At 65.4% G+C, this 15,942-nt stretch carries 13 protein-coding genes; 7 read left to right on the plus strand and 6 right to left on the minus strand.

What is annotated here, in order from left to right; translation table 11 throughout:
* Positions 1–94: 94 nt before the first annotated feature.
* Positions 95–2,389, plus strand: coding sequence for a UvrD-helicase domain-containing protein (locus tag HYU53_04465; protein MBI2220438.1), 2,295 nt, complete (start codon positions 95–97; stop codon positions 2,387–2,389).
* On the opposite strand, the gene HYU53_04470 is transcribed toward HYU53_04465, so the two are convergent.
* The 6 genes from HYU53_04470 to dnaA form a co-directional block, all read right to left on the minus strand.
* On the minus strand, positions 2,319–2,783 hold the full coding sequence (locus HYU53_04470) for a hypothetical protein (protein ID MBI2220439.1): 465 nt from the start codon (positions 2,781–2,783) through the stop codon (positions 2,319–2,321). The genes HYU53_04465 and HYU53_04470 overlap by 71 nt on opposite strands.
* 23 nt (positions 2,784–2,806) lie before the next feature.
* Complete coding sequence (locus tag HYU53_04475; protein MBI2220440.1) at positions 2,807–3,526, minus strand: hypothetical protein; 720 nt, start codon at positions 3,524–3,526, stop codon at positions 2,807–2,809.
* Positions 3,527–3,558: 32 nt separating this feature from the next.
* Positions 3,559–6,060, minus strand: coding sequence for a DNA gyrase subunit A (gene gyrA, locus HYU53_04480; protein ID MBI2220441.1), 2,502 nt, complete (start codon positions 6,058–6,060; stop codon positions 3,559–3,561).
* Positions 6,053–8,617 (minus strand): DNA topoisomerase (ATP-hydrolyzing) subunit B, encoded by a 2,565-nt coding sequence (gene gyrB, locus HYU53_04485; protein ID MBI2220442.1) that lies wholly within the window; start codon positions 8,615–8,617, stop codon positions 6,053–6,055. The genes gyrA and gyrB overlap by 8 nt, the downstream gene beginning before the upstream one ends.
* Positions 8,618–8,625: 8 nt before the next feature.
* Positions 8,626–9,738 carry a DNA polymerase III subunit beta gene (gene dnaN / locus HYU53_04490; protein MBI2220443.1) on the minus strand — a complete coding sequence of 371 codons (1,113 nt, stop codon included), beginning with the start codon at positions 9,736–9,738 and terminating at the stop codon, positions 8,626–8,628.
* A 350-nt stretch (positions 9,739–10,088) separates the two neighbouring features.
* Positions 10,089–11,423, minus strand: coding sequence for a chromosomal replication initiator protein DnaA (dnaA, locus tag HYU53_04495; GenBank protein ID MBI2220444.1), 1,335 nt, complete (start codon positions 11,421–11,423; stop codon positions 10,089–10,091).
* A gap of 235 nt (positions 11,424–11,658) precedes the next feature.
* On the opposite strand from dnaA, the gene rpmH reads away from it, so the two are divergent.
* The 6 genes from rpmH to mnmE are packed head-to-tail and all read left to right on the plus strand — an operon-like array spanning position 11,659 to position 15,937.
* Positions 11,659–11,793 carry a 50S ribosomal protein L34 gene (gene rpmH, locus HYU53_04500; GenBank protein ID MBI2220445.1) on the plus strand — a complete coding sequence of 45 codons (135 nt, stop codon included), beginning with the start codon at positions 11,659–11,661 and terminating at the stop codon, positions 11,791–11,793.
* Positions 11,794–11,797: 4 nt separating this feature from the next.
* Complete coding sequence (gene rnpA / locus HYU53_04505) at positions 11,798–12,172, plus strand: ribonuclease P protein component (GenBank protein ID MBI2220446.1); 375 nt, start codon at positions 11,798–11,800, stop codon at positions 12,170–12,172.
* Positions 12,150–12,410: a membrane protein insertion efficiency factor YidD gene (gene yidD / locus HYU53_04510; GenBank protein MBI2220447.1), complete on the plus strand. Its 261-nt coding sequence runs from the start codon at positions 12,150–12,152 to the stop codon at positions 12,408–12,410. Before rnpA ends, yidD begins: the two co-directional genes overlap by 23 nt.
* Positions 12,392–14,089: a membrane protein insertase YidC gene (gene yidC / locus HYU53_04515; protein ID MBI2220448.1), complete on the plus strand. Its 1,698-nt coding sequence runs from the start codon at positions 12,392–12,394 to the stop codon at positions 14,087–14,089. Before yidD ends, yidC begins: the two co-directional genes overlap by 19 nt.
* A gap of 6 nt (positions 14,090–14,095) precedes the next feature.
* The gene (locus HYU53_04520; protein ID MBI2220449.1) at positions 14,096–14,551 is read left to right on the plus strand and encodes a hypothetical protein; all 456 of its coding nucleotides are present in this window, start codon (positions 14,096–14,098) and stop codon (positions 14,549–14,551) included.
* 39 nt (positions 14,552–14,590) lie between these two features.
* Positions 14,591–15,937: a tRNA uridine-5-carboxymethylaminomethyl(34) synthesis GTPase MnmE gene (mnmE, locus tag HYU53_04525; GenBank protein ID MBI2220450.1), complete on the plus strand. Its 1,347-nt coding sequence runs from the start codon at positions 14,591–14,593 to the stop codon at positions 15,935–15,937.
* Positions 15,938–15,942 lie beyond the last annotated feature (5 nt).

Raw genomic sequence — 15,942 nt, forward strand, 5'->3', positions numbered from 1 at the left:
CCGGCAGGGCAGAAATGACCGCGACAGCGCTCACACGCTGGTGGCGAGGCGCGAGACGATATACTCGATCGTTCTCTTTCTGATCTGATCCTGGATGGATTTCCTGTCCTCCCTTAACGGCGCGCAGCAGGAAGCGGTGCTGCACACCGACGGCGCGCTGCTGATCCTGGCGGGCGCCGGATCGGGCAAGACGCGCGTGATTACGTACCGCATCGCGTACCTGATCGGCAACGGCTTCGCCGAACCCGGGGAGGTCCTCGCCGTCACCTTCACGAACAAGGCGGCCGACGAGATGCGCGAGCGCGTGCAGGCGCTCATCGGCGACGACAGCCGCACGGTCTGGCTCTCCACCTTCCACGCGCTCTGCGCGCGGCTCCTGCGGCGCGAGGCGCCCGCGATCGGCCTCACGCGCGACTTCGTCATCTACGACTCCTCGGACCAGGTCGCCGTCGTCAAGCAGGCGATGCGGCAGCTCGGGATGGACGACAAGAGCCTGCAGCCGCGCCAGGCGCTCGGCCGGATCAGCAGCGCCAAGAACCAGATGCAGAGCCCCGGGCAGCTGCGCGGCGGCGGCTGGAGCCTGCGCGACGAGCAGATCGCGAAGATCTACGACTTCTACGTGCGCGCGCTCGCCGATGCGAACGCGCTCGACTTCGACGACCTGCTGCTCAGGACGGTGGATCTGTTCGAGGCGTCCGAGGCGGTGCGGACCAGGTACGCGCGGAAATTCAAGTTCGTGATGGTCGACGAGTACCAGGACACGAACCGCCCGCAGTACCTGCTGATCAAGCGGCTCGCCGCAATCCATCGCAACCTGTGCGTCGTGGGAGACCCGGATCAGTCGATCTACAAGTGGCGCGGCGCCGACCTGCGCAACATCCTCGATTTCGAGCAGGACTTCCCCGAGGCGAAGGTCGTGCGCCTCGAGCAGAACTACCGCTCCTCGCAGGTGATCCTCGACGCCGCGTCGGCCGTGATCGGCAGGAACCGCAACCGCAAGGACAAGCGGCTGTGGACGGACCGCTCGGGCGGCGAGCCGATCGCGTACTTCCGCGGCGGCGACGAAATCGAGGAAGCCGACTTCATCATGCGCACCATCCGGCAGGCGCGCGCCGAGGATGTCGAGTCCACGATTGCCGTCCTGTACCGGACCAACGCACAGTCGCGCGTGATCGAGGACGCGCTCATGCGCGAGGGGATCGCGTACAAGATCATCGGCGGCGTCCGCTTCTACGAGCGCAAGGAAATCAAGGACGCCCTCGCGTACCTCAAGCTGATCATCAACCCTCACGATGACGTGAGCCTGCGCCGGGTGATCAACGTGCCGGCGCGAGGGATCGGCAAGAGCGTGCTCGACGGCCTGCAGGCCGTCGAGCCGTCCGACATCGAGCGCGATACGCCGCCGCTCCTGGTGGCGGGCCTCCAGGAGTCCTCCTCGTCGCGCTCGCTCTGGGCGAAGCTGGTGTACGCGATCGAGCAGAAGTCGCTTCCGCCCCGCGCGGTCGCGTCCCTGCGCGCGTTCCGCGATCTGATCGCGGGCCTTGCCGAGGTCGCGCGACGCGAGGCCGTTTCGATCGCCATCGGAAAGATGCTCGACCAGACGGGCTACCTTCGGGAGCTGCGCGAAGAGCAGTCCGAGGAGGCCGAGGGTCGAATCGAGAACCTGATGGAGCTGGTCTCCGCCGCGCGCGAGTACGAGTCGCGGGACCAGGAGGCTTCGCTCGGCGGCTTCGTGGACCGGCTGTCGCTCCTCTCGGAAGCGGACGAGGAGGCGGGCAACCGCGACGCCCGCGTCTGGATGATGACGATGCACGCGGCCAAGGGGCTCGAGTTTCCGGTGGTCGTGCTCGCCGGCCTCGAAGAGGGACTCTTCCCGCACTCGCGATCGAGCGACGACCTCGAGGAGCTCGAAGAGGAGAGGCGCCTCTGCTACGTCGGCATGACGCGGGCGCAGGCCCGGCTCGTGCTGACGGGCGCGGCGCGCCGACGGGTGTTCGGCGAGTACCAGGGCACGCAGCCGTCCCGCTTCATCGCGGAAATGCCCCCGGACCTGCTGAAGGTCATGACGCCGGCGTGGGCCGCCCCCACACAGGAATCGTTCGCGCACTCACATTACGAGTTCCGCACCAACCCCTACGGGCGCCGCGGCCGCCGGCCGGACCGCTGGCACGAGGAACCCGCCGCCAAGGGGACCTACGTGTACGAGGACGAGGACCAGTCGTCGCTGTCCGGCGTGAAAGCCGGCATGCGGGTGCGGCATCCGCAGTTCGGCGTGGGCACCGTGGTGTCCGTCGAAGCCCATAACGACGACGAGAAGATCACGGTGCGGTTCCTGACTGTCGGCCAGAAGAAGCTGCTGGCACGATACGCCCGTCTAGAACGAGCCTGACGACAATCCAGCGTCCGACGGCGCCGCCCGTCTCCGCGCGCTCAATCGTGACCTCGATCGGCCGCTCCGCGACCGTCCCCGCGCGATGGACCTGCGCGCGCAGCGTCACCGTCCTGCTGACCAGGGTGGCGGTCGTGTCGTCGTGTGAGTGCAGGGGATCGGCCAGGCTCAGGCGGGTGACATGAGAGCTGGTCGAGGCGGGGCGCCGTCGCGGAGCGCTGATGCCGGCCAGGCGGAAATGCCCGACGGCGCCATCGCGCTTCGGATCGAGCGTGACCAGGGCGACGTTTGCCAGCGCGACGTCGTCCGCCGCGGCGCACGCGTCGAAGTAGCCGCGCAGAAGGTGTTCTTCCGCGCGGCCGCCGCATGCCACGGTGAGGAGCGCCACGAGCATCGCGCAGCGCGATCGCGCGACGGCTATTTCCCCTTGATGTCGGTGATGATCCAGCGGCCGTCGCGCTCGCCGGCCGGGCCTTTCAGCGTCGCCTTCTCCATCGTCACCACGAGGATGCGGTCGACGACTTCCCCCTGCGGCTTCTTGACCTTCGCGGTGACCGTCACGTCCTTGGAGATCAGCTCGCCGTCGTACTCGGTCATGTCGATCGGCTTGAGCGAGTTGAACGTGCTCAGCTCGGCGACCCTGGTTTCCGTCGACAGCTTGCGGCGGGTCTCGGCGAGCCGCTGCGTGTGCTCGACGCGATCGGCCACCCACTTGGACCACGACGCGTGCAGCTCGGCATCCTTCCCGCGGAGCGGCTTGTTCTGCCCGGCGGCGCGCGTCACGCGGTCGATCTCCTGTGCGTTGTCCTTCTGGTACTTGTTGACTTCCTTGCTGAACGCGTCGTTGTCCTCCTTGGCCTTCCGGAACTCCTCCGCGTACTGGCGGATGTTCAGCGTCCGGCGCCGCTCTTCGCTGACGCCGGTGACGTCGAAGCTCTGAACGGTGCCGTCCGTCGTCGCATCGAACTCGACGGTGGCGACGTTCCCGACCGTGGACTGGTCGCGGAGCTGGTTGGCCTGGAAGTATTTCCGAAGAATCTGCTGCTCGCCGGAGTAGCCCGAGCAGGCAGATGCAGAAACGAGTGCGGAGACCGCGGCAAGCGCCGCAGCGACCGTGAGCACGAACCGTCGCGGCATGACAACCTCCTCCAGGACGCGCGTGGCGCTCCTTAGGCGCCGCCGTTCTCCGGCGGCGGTTGCGTGCCCTCGTCCGCCTCGCGTTCCGCTTCTTCCTCGAGGCGGGCGATGGACACGACCTTGTCGTTCTCCTCCGTCTCAATCAGGCGCACGCCCTGCGTGGCGCGACCGATGATGCGAATGTCGTCGGTCGACATCCGGATCACCTTGCCCTGCTGGCTGATCAGCATGAGCTCGTCGCCGCTCACGACGTACGCCACACCGACGACCCGCCCGTTCCGATCGGTGGTCTGGATGTTGATGATGCCCAGCCCGCCGCGCGATTGCAGCCGGTATTCGTCGATTTCCGTCCGCTTGCCGTAGCCATGCTCGGTCACGGTCAGCAGCGTGCCCCCCTGGCGCACCACCTCCATCGCGACCACTTCGTCGCCGTCGCGCAGCGAGATGCCGCGGACGCCGAACGCGGTCCGGCCCATCGAACGAACGTCTGACTCCGGAAAGCGTATCGCCATTCCGTCCCGCGTGCCGATGAAAATTTCATCGGCGCCGGAGGTCTGCGCGACCGCCATCACCGAGTCCCCTTCCTCGATGCCCATGGCGATAATGCCACCGCTCCTGGGATTCCGGAACAGCGACAGGCCGGTCTTCTTGATGACGCCGTGCCGGGTGCCCATCACGATAAAGCCCTGGCCCTCGTCGGCCGGGAACTCGCGAACGGCCAGGAGGGCCGCGATTCGCTCACCCTCCTCCATGGAGACCAGGTTCGCGATCGCCTTCCCCCGCCCGTCCGGGCCGACGTCCGGGATCTCGTGGACCCGCAGCCAGTAGGCGCGACCGCGGTCCGAGAAAATCATGATGTAGGCGTGCGTGGAGGCGACGAAGAGGTGGGTGACGAAGTCCTCTTCACGCGTCCGCATGCCGATGCGCCCCTTGCCGCCACGCCCCTGCTTGCGGTACGACGAGATCGCCGTCCTCTTGATGTAGCCGGTGTTCGTGACCGTGATCGCCATGTCCTCCTCGGCAATCAGGTCCTCGATCCGGAACTCGCCGGACTCCTCGATGATCTCCGTGCGCCGCTCGTCGCCGTAATTCTCCTGGATCCCCTTCAGCTCCTGCACCACGATCCCGAGCAGCAGCTCCTCGCTCGACAGAACGGCGCGCAGCCGCTCGATCGTCTTCAGCAGCTCCAGCAGCTCGTCCACGATCTTCTGCCGCTCCAGGCCCGTGAGGCGCTGGAGCTGCATGTCGAGGATCGCCTGCGATTGCAGTTGTGAGAGCCCGAACTGCGTCATGAGGCCGTCGCGGGCCTCGGCGGGCGTTCTCGAGCCCCGAATCAGCCTGATCACCTCGTCCAGGCGGTCGAGCGCGATCTTCAATCCCTCGAGGATGTGGGCGCGCGCCTCCGCCTTCCGCAGCTCGAACTCGGTGCGGCGCCGGACCACTTCGCGCCGGAACTCCACGAACCGCTCGAGGATGTCGAGCAGGCTCAGGACGCGCGGGCGGCCGCCGACGATCGCCAGCATGATGATGCCGAACGTGCTCTGCAGCGGCGTGTGCTTGTACAGATTGTTGAGGACGACGTCCGGCACCTCGCCGCGCTTCAGCTCGACGACGATCCGCATCCCCTCGCGGTCCGACTCGTCCCGCAGATCGGAGATTCCCTCGATCACCTTCTCGCGGGCCAGCTCCGCGATCTTCTCGATCAGCCGCGCCTTGTTCACCTGGTAGGGAATCTCGGTGATGACGATCGACTGCTTGTCACCCCGGGCGTTGCTCTCCACGGTCGCCCGCGCGCGAATGGTAATGGCGCCTCGCCCGGTCTGGTACGCCTGGAAGATGCCCTGGCGGCCGACGACGATGCCGCCGGTCGGAAAGTCGGGGCCTGGAACCGCGCGGATGACGTGGCGGAATTTCGCCTCGCGTGATTCCTTGCGGTGCTCGACGAGCGCGATGGCGGCTTCGACCACGTCGCGGAGGTTGTGCGGCGGGATGTTGGTGGCCATGCCCACCGCGATTCCGGCCGATCCGTTCACCAGCAGGTTGGGGAACGGCGTCGGCAGCACCGTGGGCTCTTCGGTAGTCTCGTCGAAGTTCGGGACGAAGTCGACGGTCTCCTTGTCGAGATCCGCCATCATCTCTTCGGCGAGCTTCTGCAGGCGCGCCTCGGTGTAGCGGTACGCGGCGGGAGGATCCCCGTCCACCGATCCGAAGTTTCCCTGCCCGTCCACCAGCGGGTAGCGCATGTTGAAGTCCTGCGCCAGGCGGACGAGGGTGTCGTAGGCGGAGGTGTCGCCGTGCGGATGGTAGTTGCCGATGACCTCGCCGACGATCTTCGCGCACTTGCGGTACGCGCGGTTGGACGCGAGACCCATCTGCCGCATCGCGTACAGCACGCGGCGGTGCGCCGGCTTGAGGCCGTCGCGGACGTCGGGCAGCGCTCGCCCGATGATGACGCTCATGGCGTAATCCATGTACGAGCGTTTCATCTCGTCTTCGATCGCGACGGGGATCTTCGAGGCAGCGAAGTCAGACATCGAGGTTCTTCACATCGAGCGCGTTCTCTTCGATGAACTTCCGGCGCGGTTCCACCTGGTCGCCCATGAGCGTCGTGAACATCAGGTCCGCCTCCGTGTGATCCTCGGCGCGCACCTGCAGCAGCGTCCGCATCTCCGGCTTCATCGTCGTGGACCAGAGCGTTTCGGGGTTCATCTCGCCGAGGCCCTTGTAGCGATTGACGGCAATCCCCTTCTTGCCCGCGTCCACGAAGTACTCCACCAGCTCGTCGAGCGACTCGAGGCGGACGTCCCCCCCTTCACGCTGCGCGCTCCGGCGCGGCAGGCCGCTCGACGGCTTCGGCTCGGCAGCCAGCTTCGTGGCGGTGTCCACCGGAACGCCCCCGTGCGTCGTCGGGTCGGTGGAGGCGGTCTCCTCGGGCGCCTCTTCCTCCTGGTGGCCGGTGGCCGATACGACGATGGGGCCCTTGATGCCCTTGACGTCCTGGTAGCTGCCGGCCAGCGTGCGGAACTCGCCGGTCGTGACGAAATCAAGGTCGATGCGGTAGTGACGCGGGTAGCCGCTGGAGCGGTCCTCCACGGCAATCGCATACGCCTGGTGCTCCTCGTCGGGCTGCACGTCGACGCCGCGGTGGTCGGTCGCGAGCGAGGCGGCGAGTGCGTCAACTTCGGCCTTGTTGCCGAAAAACCCGCGGTCGCGGCCGCCGCGCTCGAGCAGCGCGACAATCACCTCGCGCGAGAGCCCCCGCCGCTCGACGACCTGGACGTACTTCCGGAACGCCATCATCTTCTGGAGCCGGCGCTCGAGCTCCACACCAGACAGCTCGGTCCCATCCGGCAGTTTCACCACGCGCGATTCGGTGGCGCGCCGGACCAGGTACGACTCGAGGTCGCGTTCGTCCTTGATGAACGTCTCGGTCTTCCCGCGCTTCACGCGGAACAACGGCGGCTGCGCGATATAGACGTAGCCGTTGTCGATGAGCGCCTTCATCTGGCGGTAGAAAAACGTGAGCAGGAGCGTGCGGATGTGGGAGCCGTCCACGTCCGCGTCGGTCATGATGATGATGCGGTGGTACCGCAGCTTCGCGAGGTCGAAGTCCTCGTCGCCGATGCCGCAGCCGAGCGCCGCGATCATCGTCTTGATCTCGTCGCTGCTCAGCATCTTGTCGAACCGCGCCCGCTCGACGTTGAGGATCTTGCCCTTGATCGGCAGGATCGCCTGGAACCGCCGGTCGCGCCCCTGCTTCGCGGAGCCGCCCGCGGACTCTCCCTCGACGATATACAGCTCGCTCTGGGCCGGGTCGCGCTCCTGGCAGTCGGCGAGCTTGCCGGGGAGCGAGCTGTTGTCGAGCGCCCCCTTGCGGCGCACCAGGTCGCGCGCCTTCCGCGCGGCCTCGCGCGCCCGCGCGGCGTCCACCGACTTGGCCACAATGCGCTTCGAAACGTTCGGGTTTTCCTCGAGGTACGCGCCAAGCCTGTCGTTGACGATCGCCTCGACGATGCCCTTGACCTCGGTGTTGCCCAGCTTGGTCTTGGTCTGACCCTCGAACTGCGGCCGCGGGATCTTCACGCTGATGATCGCCGTCAGCCCTTCGCGGATGTCGTCGCCGCCGATGCTTTCCTTGAGGTCCTTCGCCAGATTGTTCTTCGTGGCGTAGAAGTTGACCGTGCGCGTCAGCGCGGCGCGGAACCCGGAGAGATGCGTGCCGCCTTCATGCGTGTTGATGTTGTTCGCGAAGGTGTAGATCGTCTCCGTGTAGCCGTCGTTCCACTGCAGGGAGATCTCGACGTCGATGCCGTCGCGCTCGCCGCGCATGTAAATCGGCTTGTCGTGCACCGGCGCCTTGTTCGTGTTGAGGAACTGCACGAACGAGTTGATGCCCCCCTCGTAGTGGAACTTGTGCGCCTTGCCGTCGCGCTCGTCATCGAGGCTGATGGTGATGCCGCCGTTCAGAAAGGCGAGCTCGCGCAGGCGCTGCGCCAGCGTGTCGAAGCTGAAATCGAGGGTCTCGAAGATCTCCGGGTCGGGCTTGAAGGTGACCTTGGTGCCGCGCCGCTTCGTGGTGCCGGTGACCTCGATGTCCTTCTGCGGCTTCCCGCGCTCGTACGACTGCTGATACACCGCGCCGTTGCGCCAGATCTCGAGCTCGAGCGTCTCGGAGAGCGCGTTGACCACCGAGACGCCGACGCCGTGCAGCCCGCCCGAGACCTTGTAGCTCTCGTTGTCGAACTTGCCGCCGGCGTGCAGCACGGTCAGCACGACTTCCGCGGCGGACTTGCCGCTCGCGTGCCGGTCCACCGGGATCCCGCGCCCGTTGTCCACGACGGTGATCGACCCGTCGATGTGGATCGTGACGTTGATCTGATCGCAATAGCCGGCGAGGGCCTCGTCGATCGAGTTGTCGACGATCTCGTACACGAGATGATGGAGGCCGAGCGGCCCGGTGGACCCGATGTACATCGCGGGCCGCGTGCGGACCGCTTCGAGCCCCTCCAGGACCTTGATCTTGTCGGCCCCGTAATCGTCGACGGCCGCGGCGTCTGGGTGTTGGTTGATTTCCTGTTCGGGCACAGACATTCGATGGTTCAGATCCGCATCGGCATGATCACGTACGTATACTCGTAGCCGTCGGCGCCGACCGGTTTCATCACCGCCTGGCTCATCTCGTCCTTGAACTCCAGCGCCACCATGTCGGTTTCAACGACGGCGAGGAAGTCGAGGACATACTGCGCGTTGAAGCAGATCTGCAGCGACGGGCCGGGGTAGTCCACGATGATCACCTCGCGCGCCTCACCGAATTCGGGGCTGCTGGACGTGATCTCGATCCTGCCGGTGTCAACCTGGAACCGCACGGCGCGCGAGCGTTCGTTCGAGAGCAGCGCGACGCGACGCACAGCGCTCGTGAGGCGGTCGCGGTCGAACTCCACGCGCTTGTCGTTGCCCTTCGGCACGACGCGCTCGAAGGCCGGGAACTGCCCGTCAATCATGCGCGAGATGAGGAGCCGTCCGCCAACCTCGAAGAACAGGTGATTCTCACCTTTCTCGAAGCTGACGTCGCCTTCCCCCTCGGCGAGCAGCCGGCCGAGCTCCGAGAGCGTTTTGCGCGGCAGAATCACGCGCGTCTCGTCGTCCGCCTTGCGCCCCTTCGCCTTCTCGCGCGGCATCGTGACGAGCGCGAGACGATGGCCGTCGGTGGCCACCAGGCTCATGGCGTCCGCCCGGATGATGAACAACGCGCCGTTCAGGTAGTAGCGGGTATCTTCGCCCGTGATCGCAAACTGCGTCCGCGCAATCATCTGTCGCAGGTCATCGCGCTTGAGCGCGTCCATCGCGCCCTTCGACTCCGGCAGCGTCGGAAAATCGTCGCGCGCCATGGTCTGCATGCGCGAGTCGAAGCGATCGGCGGCGACCTTCACGCCGTTGCGATCCTCCTCGATGCGAACGTCCGTCTCGGGCAGCGCCTTGATGATCTCGTACAGCTTCTTCGCAGGGAGCGTCAGCGATCCCCCCTTGGACACCGACGCGTCGCACTGGCTGCGAAGGCCGACTTCAAGGTCGGTCGCGGCCATCCTCACTGTGCTCCCTTCGGCTTCGATCAGCACGTTGGCGAGGATCGGAATCGTGTTCTTGCGCTCGACGATCCCCTGGAACAACTGAAGTTCGCGGAGTAGATCATTTTTGCGTACAACAAGTTCCATTCGTCTCCTCGCGGGGCCGCCTGTTTCGTGGCCCTGTATTTCTTCAATGTGCAACTCAGTTCACCGCCACTGTTGCGGCGGTTGTCACTGCGGCGCGGGTGGCCTCGTGGCGGCCTTGTATTTCCAATAATCGTCTAGAAAATAGAATAAAAAGTATATCAAGAATTAGGTGCTGTTGAAAAGCGGACGGCAGCCACTTAATCCTTGAAAATCAATAAATTAGGCTGTGCACGGATCCGGGGTGCGGGTGCGCATGCTCCGGCCACGTACGGCGGACAAAATCAGGCCCGCAGATCATCGACAGAACACCCACACCTCGCCGGAGAGAACACTGTGGAAAACCCGCTGGACTACCGGAAAGACTCGATGAAACCGGTGATCTGGCTGTTGAAATCCTGGTCGGTCCTGCGCAGCTCCTCGATCTTCCGGATCGAGTGAATGACGGTCGAGTGGTGCTTGCCGCCGAAGCTCTTGCCGATTTCCGGAAGCGACGCGTTTGTGAGGGCCTTGCACAAATACATCGCGATCTGGCGCGGCATCGACACGGACTTGGCGTTGTTGCGCGACTTCAGATCGCCGAACTTCAACTGGTAGAACTCGGACACGAACTTCTGAATCTGCTCGATCGTGACCGCCTTCTCCTCGTGGCCCAGCACCTTCCTGAGCACTTCCTGCGCGAGGGACAGCGAAATCTCGCGCCCCGTCAGCGACGCGTATGCGATGAGCCGGATGAGCGACCCTTCGAGTTCACGGATGTTCGATTTGATCTTCCCCGCGATGTAGATCGCCACGTCATCGGGCAGCGGGACAGCTTCCGCTTCCGCCTTGCGCTTGAGAATCGCGACCTTGGTTTCAAGATCGGGGAGCTGGATGTCCGCGATGAGGCCCCACTCGAACCGCGAGCGCAGGCGCTCCTCGAGCGACGGAATTTCATGGGGAGGACAGTCGCTCGAGATGACAATCTGCTTCTGTGAATCGTAGAGCGAGTTGAACGTGTGGAAGAACTCGGTCTGCGTTCCTTCCTTGCCGGCGAGAAACTGGACGTCGTCGACGAGAAGGACGTCCACGCTGCGATAGCGCTCGCGGAAGTCCAGGATCTTGTCGTACCGGACCGCGTTGATCATCTCGTTCATGAACCGCTCGGACGAGATGTACGTCAGCTTCAGGCCGCGCGCGTTCGTCAGCACGTAGTGCCCGATCGCGTGCATCAGGTGCGTCTTGCCGAGACCCACCCCTCCGTAGATGAACAGCGGGTTGTACGAGCGCGACGGTGCTTCGGCGACGGCGCGCGACGCGGCGTGTGCGAACTGATTGGAGGGCCCGACGATGAACGTGTCGAACGTGTAGCGGGGATTCAGACCGGCTGGACTCGTGATCAGCGGCTGGTCGATCGCCGGCGTCGGCGGATCCCCCGCCGCAAACGGGGCCGCTCGCGGCTTCCCGTCGTCGATGACGAACTCGACCGTCGATCCTTTGCGGCCGACTTCGGCGAGCGCCTCGTCGATGACGGCCGCATAGTGCTTGACCAGCCAGTCTCGAAACAGGGGGTTGGGCACACAGACCGTGATGGACCCGCCGCTTTCGGAGACGAACGCGGTGGGCTGGAACCAGGTCAGGAAGCTGTGCCGGTTGACCTTGGCTTCAATGCAGGTCAGAACCTGATCCCAGATGTTAGGGCCTGTCATGGGTACGGCTTCTGCCCGACTTTCGCCTCATTTTGTGGGCCTTTTCCACATCTTTTTCCACAGTTGTGGAAAACTTGGGGGGAGACCCTACCGGGCCGGCGAAACGGGAGGACGGTCAATCTAGCACACGGACAGAGGGGTCGCAACGCGGACCTATCTGCGTTGACAGTGCTCAGAAGCCTCCGATACTATTCATGTTTCGCCCTCATAGACGTCATCGGGCCGGGGACACGCAATGAAAAGAACGTATCAGCCGAACAACCGCCGCCGCAAGCGGACCCATGGATTCCTCGTGCGGATGAGCACCAAGAACGGCAGACTCGTGCTGAAACGGCGCCGTGCGAAGGGCCGCAAACGCCTGGCTTTGTGAGCACGTGACCCAGGGGCCTGTCCCCGCTCCTGCCCGGTCCCTCCGGCCCCGCGAACGGATTCGCCGGCGGCCGGAGTTCCAGCGCGTCCACGAGCTTGGCGCTAGAAAATCGGGCCGTTACATGACCGTGTTGTTCCTGGCCAACGGCCTTTCCCACGACCGGCTGGGCATCATCGCGTCCCGCCGAATCGGCGGGGCGGTGCGAAGAAACAAGGCTAAACGCCTGATTCGAGAGATCTTTCGGCTGAACAAGCGGTCAGGGTCTGGCTGGGATATCGTCGTGATCCCGAAGCCCGAGCTGCCTGATGTCGATTTTGCCGCTCTCGAGGCCGATTACCGCCACATACGACAGCGCCATGCCAAGCGAGCTCGCGCCTAGCTTCCCGGCACGCGTGGCCATTGCGGCGCTTCGTGTCTATAAGCTGCTGTTTTCACAATTATTTACAGGATCCTGCCGGTTCCTGCCTTCGTGCGCCGACTACGCCAGTGAAGCAGTGATGCGACACGGAGTTCTGCGCGGGGGCTGGCTGGCCGCCAGGCGGTTGAGCCGGTGCCACCCTCTTTGTGAGGGCGGGCACGATCCTGTGCCTGTAGGTCGATGGAAAAGCGGGTACTGATCGCCGTATTTCTTTCATTCCTGGTAATTTACGCTTACCAGGCGCTTGTGCCGGCTCCCCAGCCGTCACCAACCGCGACGCCGGCTGCGCCGGCCGAGCAGCAGCAGCCGGACGGCAAAACGACGCCTGCTCCCGGTACGGCCGTCGCCCCTTCGGAGCCTCCGGCTCCTGCCGCCGCCCCGCTCGTGGCCGACCAGGCCGCCCGCGACGTCGTGCTCGAGAACGACTCGATACGCGCGGTGTTCTCGTCGCGCGGCGCGGTCCTGAAGCGGTGGACGCTCAAGCGCTACACGGAGAACGGGCGCCAGCTCGAACTGGTTCCGCAGAGACTCCCTCCGGACGCGAAGCTGCCGTTCGACCTGGCATTCGACGACAAGTCGATCTCGACGGTACTGAGCGGCGCCCTGTATCGGCCGACGCTGGGCGGTTCGCCGGCAGGGCAAACCTTGACGTTCGAGTACACGGACCAAGCGGGCCTTCACGCCAGGAAGGTGTTCTCCTTCGGCTCGAAACCGTACGTGCTGAACTTTTCCATTACAGCCGAGCAGCAAGGACGGCCGCTGAATCCGACGATCACGTTCGGGCCGGCCCTCGGCAGCGGCCGGAACCTCACCGGTGGCGGCAGCTACACGTTGCCGCGGGCGATCTACGCGAAAGACACCAAAGTTTCACGCGTCGACGCCGGCAAGCTCGGCAATCCCACGGTGGAGGAAGGCAACTTCACCTTTGGGGGGGCCGACGATCACTATTTCCTCACGGCCATCCTGATGCCGCGCAAGGCCGTTCGGCTCGAATACCGGCCGCTGCTGGTCGGCGGTGCGACCGAGAAGGAATCGCAGCGCTTCGTCCAGTACACGGGCCGGTTTGCGTCTGCGCCTGAAAACGAACAGCTGTTCCTCGGCCCGAAGGACTTCGACGTGCTCGCGTCGATCGACCGCAACATGACGCGCGCGATTGATTTCGGCATGTTCGCATGGCTCGTCGTCCCGCTGCTGCGCGCGCTGAAGTGGGTCAACGGGAGCGTCGGCAACTACGGCTGGTCGATCATCATCCTGACGGTGCTCATCAACCTGGTGATGTTCCCGCTCCGTCACAAGAGCGTGGTCTCCATGCGCAAGCTGCAGGAGATCCAGCCGCAGGTGAAGGCCATCCAGGATCGGTATGCGAAGTTGAAAATGACCGATCCCGGCCGGCAGAAGATGAACGTGGAGATGATGAATCTCTACCGCGAGAAGGGAGTGAACCCGGCCAGCGGATGCGTGCCGATGCTGCTCACCTTCCCGGTGCTGTTCGCGTTCTACGCGCTCCTGACCGTCGCGATCGAGCTGCGGGGCGCGCCGTGGTTCGGCTGGATTCACGATCTCTCGCTGCACGATCCGCTCTACATCACGCCGGTCCTGATGGGCGGCACGATGTTCTGGCAGCAGAAGCTCACGCCGATGAACGTGGACCCGGTGCAGCAGAAGATCTTCATGTTCACCCCGATCATGTTCACCTTCTTCTTCCTGTGGGCGCCCTCCGGGGTGGTGCTCTATTGGCTGATCAGCAATCTCTGGGCGATCGGCCAGCAATTGCTCACCAACCGGCTGATCGGGCCGCCTCCGCAGCACACGCTGCGTCCCGCAGCCGAGCGCAGGGTGAAGAAGGTCGGATCCGGCAAGAGCGACCAGGCACAGTGAGCAGACATGGCGAACGACCTCCACGACAAGCTGACGGCGTTTCTCAAGGACCTCACCGGTGCGCTCGGCCTCTCGCTGACCATCACGCTTGAAGACCGGGAAGACCATACACGGGTGGATCTCTCGGGCCCCGGCGGCGAGGTGCTGCTCCGCCGGAAAGGAGAGCCGCTCGACGCGATCCAGCACGTCGTGAACACCGCGTTCCGGCGCGGTCCGGCGGGCGAGCGGCACTTCGTCGTGGACTGCCTCGGCTATCGCCGGGGAAAAGAGGCGGAGCTCCGGCAGATGACGGACTACCTCATCGAACGGGCGCGGACGACGAAGGAGCCGCAGGAGATCGGGCCCCTCAATCCGTTCCACCGCCGCCTCGTGCACTTGCACGTCGCGCAGCATCCTGACGTGTCTTCGGAGAGCGTCGGCGACGCGTTCATGAAGACGGTGATTATCTCGGCAAGAAAATAGAGGCCGGGTACCAGGTACCAGAGGCCGGCACCAGGTCGGATGACGAACGACACGATCGTGGCGATCGCGACACCGCCAGGGCGTGGCGGGATCGGCGTTGTCCGGCTGAGCGGCCCGGGCGCCCGCTCGATCGCTGGGCAGCTTGTCGAGAAGGGCGCGAGCCTCGCCCCCCGTCACGCGACATTCACGCGTCTCGTGCTGCCGAGCCGCGGGCCAATCGATCACGCGGTCGTCACCTTCTTCCCCGGCCCCGCGTCCTACACCGGCGAGGACGTCGTCGAGATCAGCGCGCACGGCAGCCCGGTACTGTTGGGGCAGGTTGTCGCGGCAGCGGTGACCGGCGGCGCGCGGCCGGCGAACCGCGGAGAGTTCACGCTTCGCGCATTTCTCAACGGCCGCCTCGACCTGGTGCAGGCCGAAGCGGTGGCCGATCTGGTCGCGGCCTCCACGCCGCTCCAGGCGAAAGTCGCGTTCGATCAGCTCGATGGAACGCTGACGACCCGGATCGCGGAAATCGACACGCTGCTCCTGGATCTCGTCGTCCGGCTCGAAGCCTCTCTCGATTTTCCGGAAGAGGGCTATCGGTTCGTCGAAGGAAACGAGGCGGCGTCGCGCATCGACGCGATCGCCGGCGCGGTGGAGGCGCTTGCGCGCGACGGACGCCGCGGGCGGCTGCTGCGCGAGGGGCTGACGTTGGCGATCGTGGGACGGCCGAATGTCGGCAAGTCGAGCGTCTTCAACCGGCTCGCTGGCGCGGATCGCGCGATCGTGAGCGAGACGCCGGGAACGACGCGCGACCTGATCAGCGAGATCGTGGACATCGGGGGCTTTGCCGTCAGCCTCGTGGACACGGCCGGCCTGCGCGACGTACTCGACGCGGTCGAAGCGGAAGGAGTCCGGCGCGCGGAACACAGCGTGCGCGCGGCGGACCTCCTCGCGCTCGTGCTCGACGCAAGCGAGCCGCTCACCAGCGAGGATCGTGCGCTGCTCGATCGCACGGCCGCATTGCCGCGAGTGATCGTCGCGAACAAGAGCGATCTGCCGGCGGCGTGGACGGCCTCCGCGCTCCCGCATCCGCGCGTCGTGGCCGTTTCCGCGCGGACGGGCGGCGGCTTCGACGGCTTGCGCGCGGCAATCGCGGGCGCCGCCGGCGCGGCCGAGCCGGGCGAGACCGCTGCGGTCACCAACATCCGCCACCTCGCGCTGCTGGAGCGGGCGCTCGAGCCGCTGCGGCGCGCGCGCGCGGCGGCCGCCTCGCAGGCGTACGAGGAGCTGGTGCTTGCCGATCTCCACGAGGCGCGGGGCGCGCTGGAGGAAGTGACCGGGCACCGATCGGCGGACGATCTGCTGGAAGCAATCTTCAGCAGGTTTTGCATTGGAAAGTAATTGTC

This window comes from Acidobacteriota bacterium (assembly GCA_016184105.1).
In the GTDB taxonomy this organism is placed as follows: domain Bacteria; phylum Acidobacteriota; class Vicinamibacteria; order Vicinamibacterales; family 2-12-FULL-66-21; genus JACPDI01.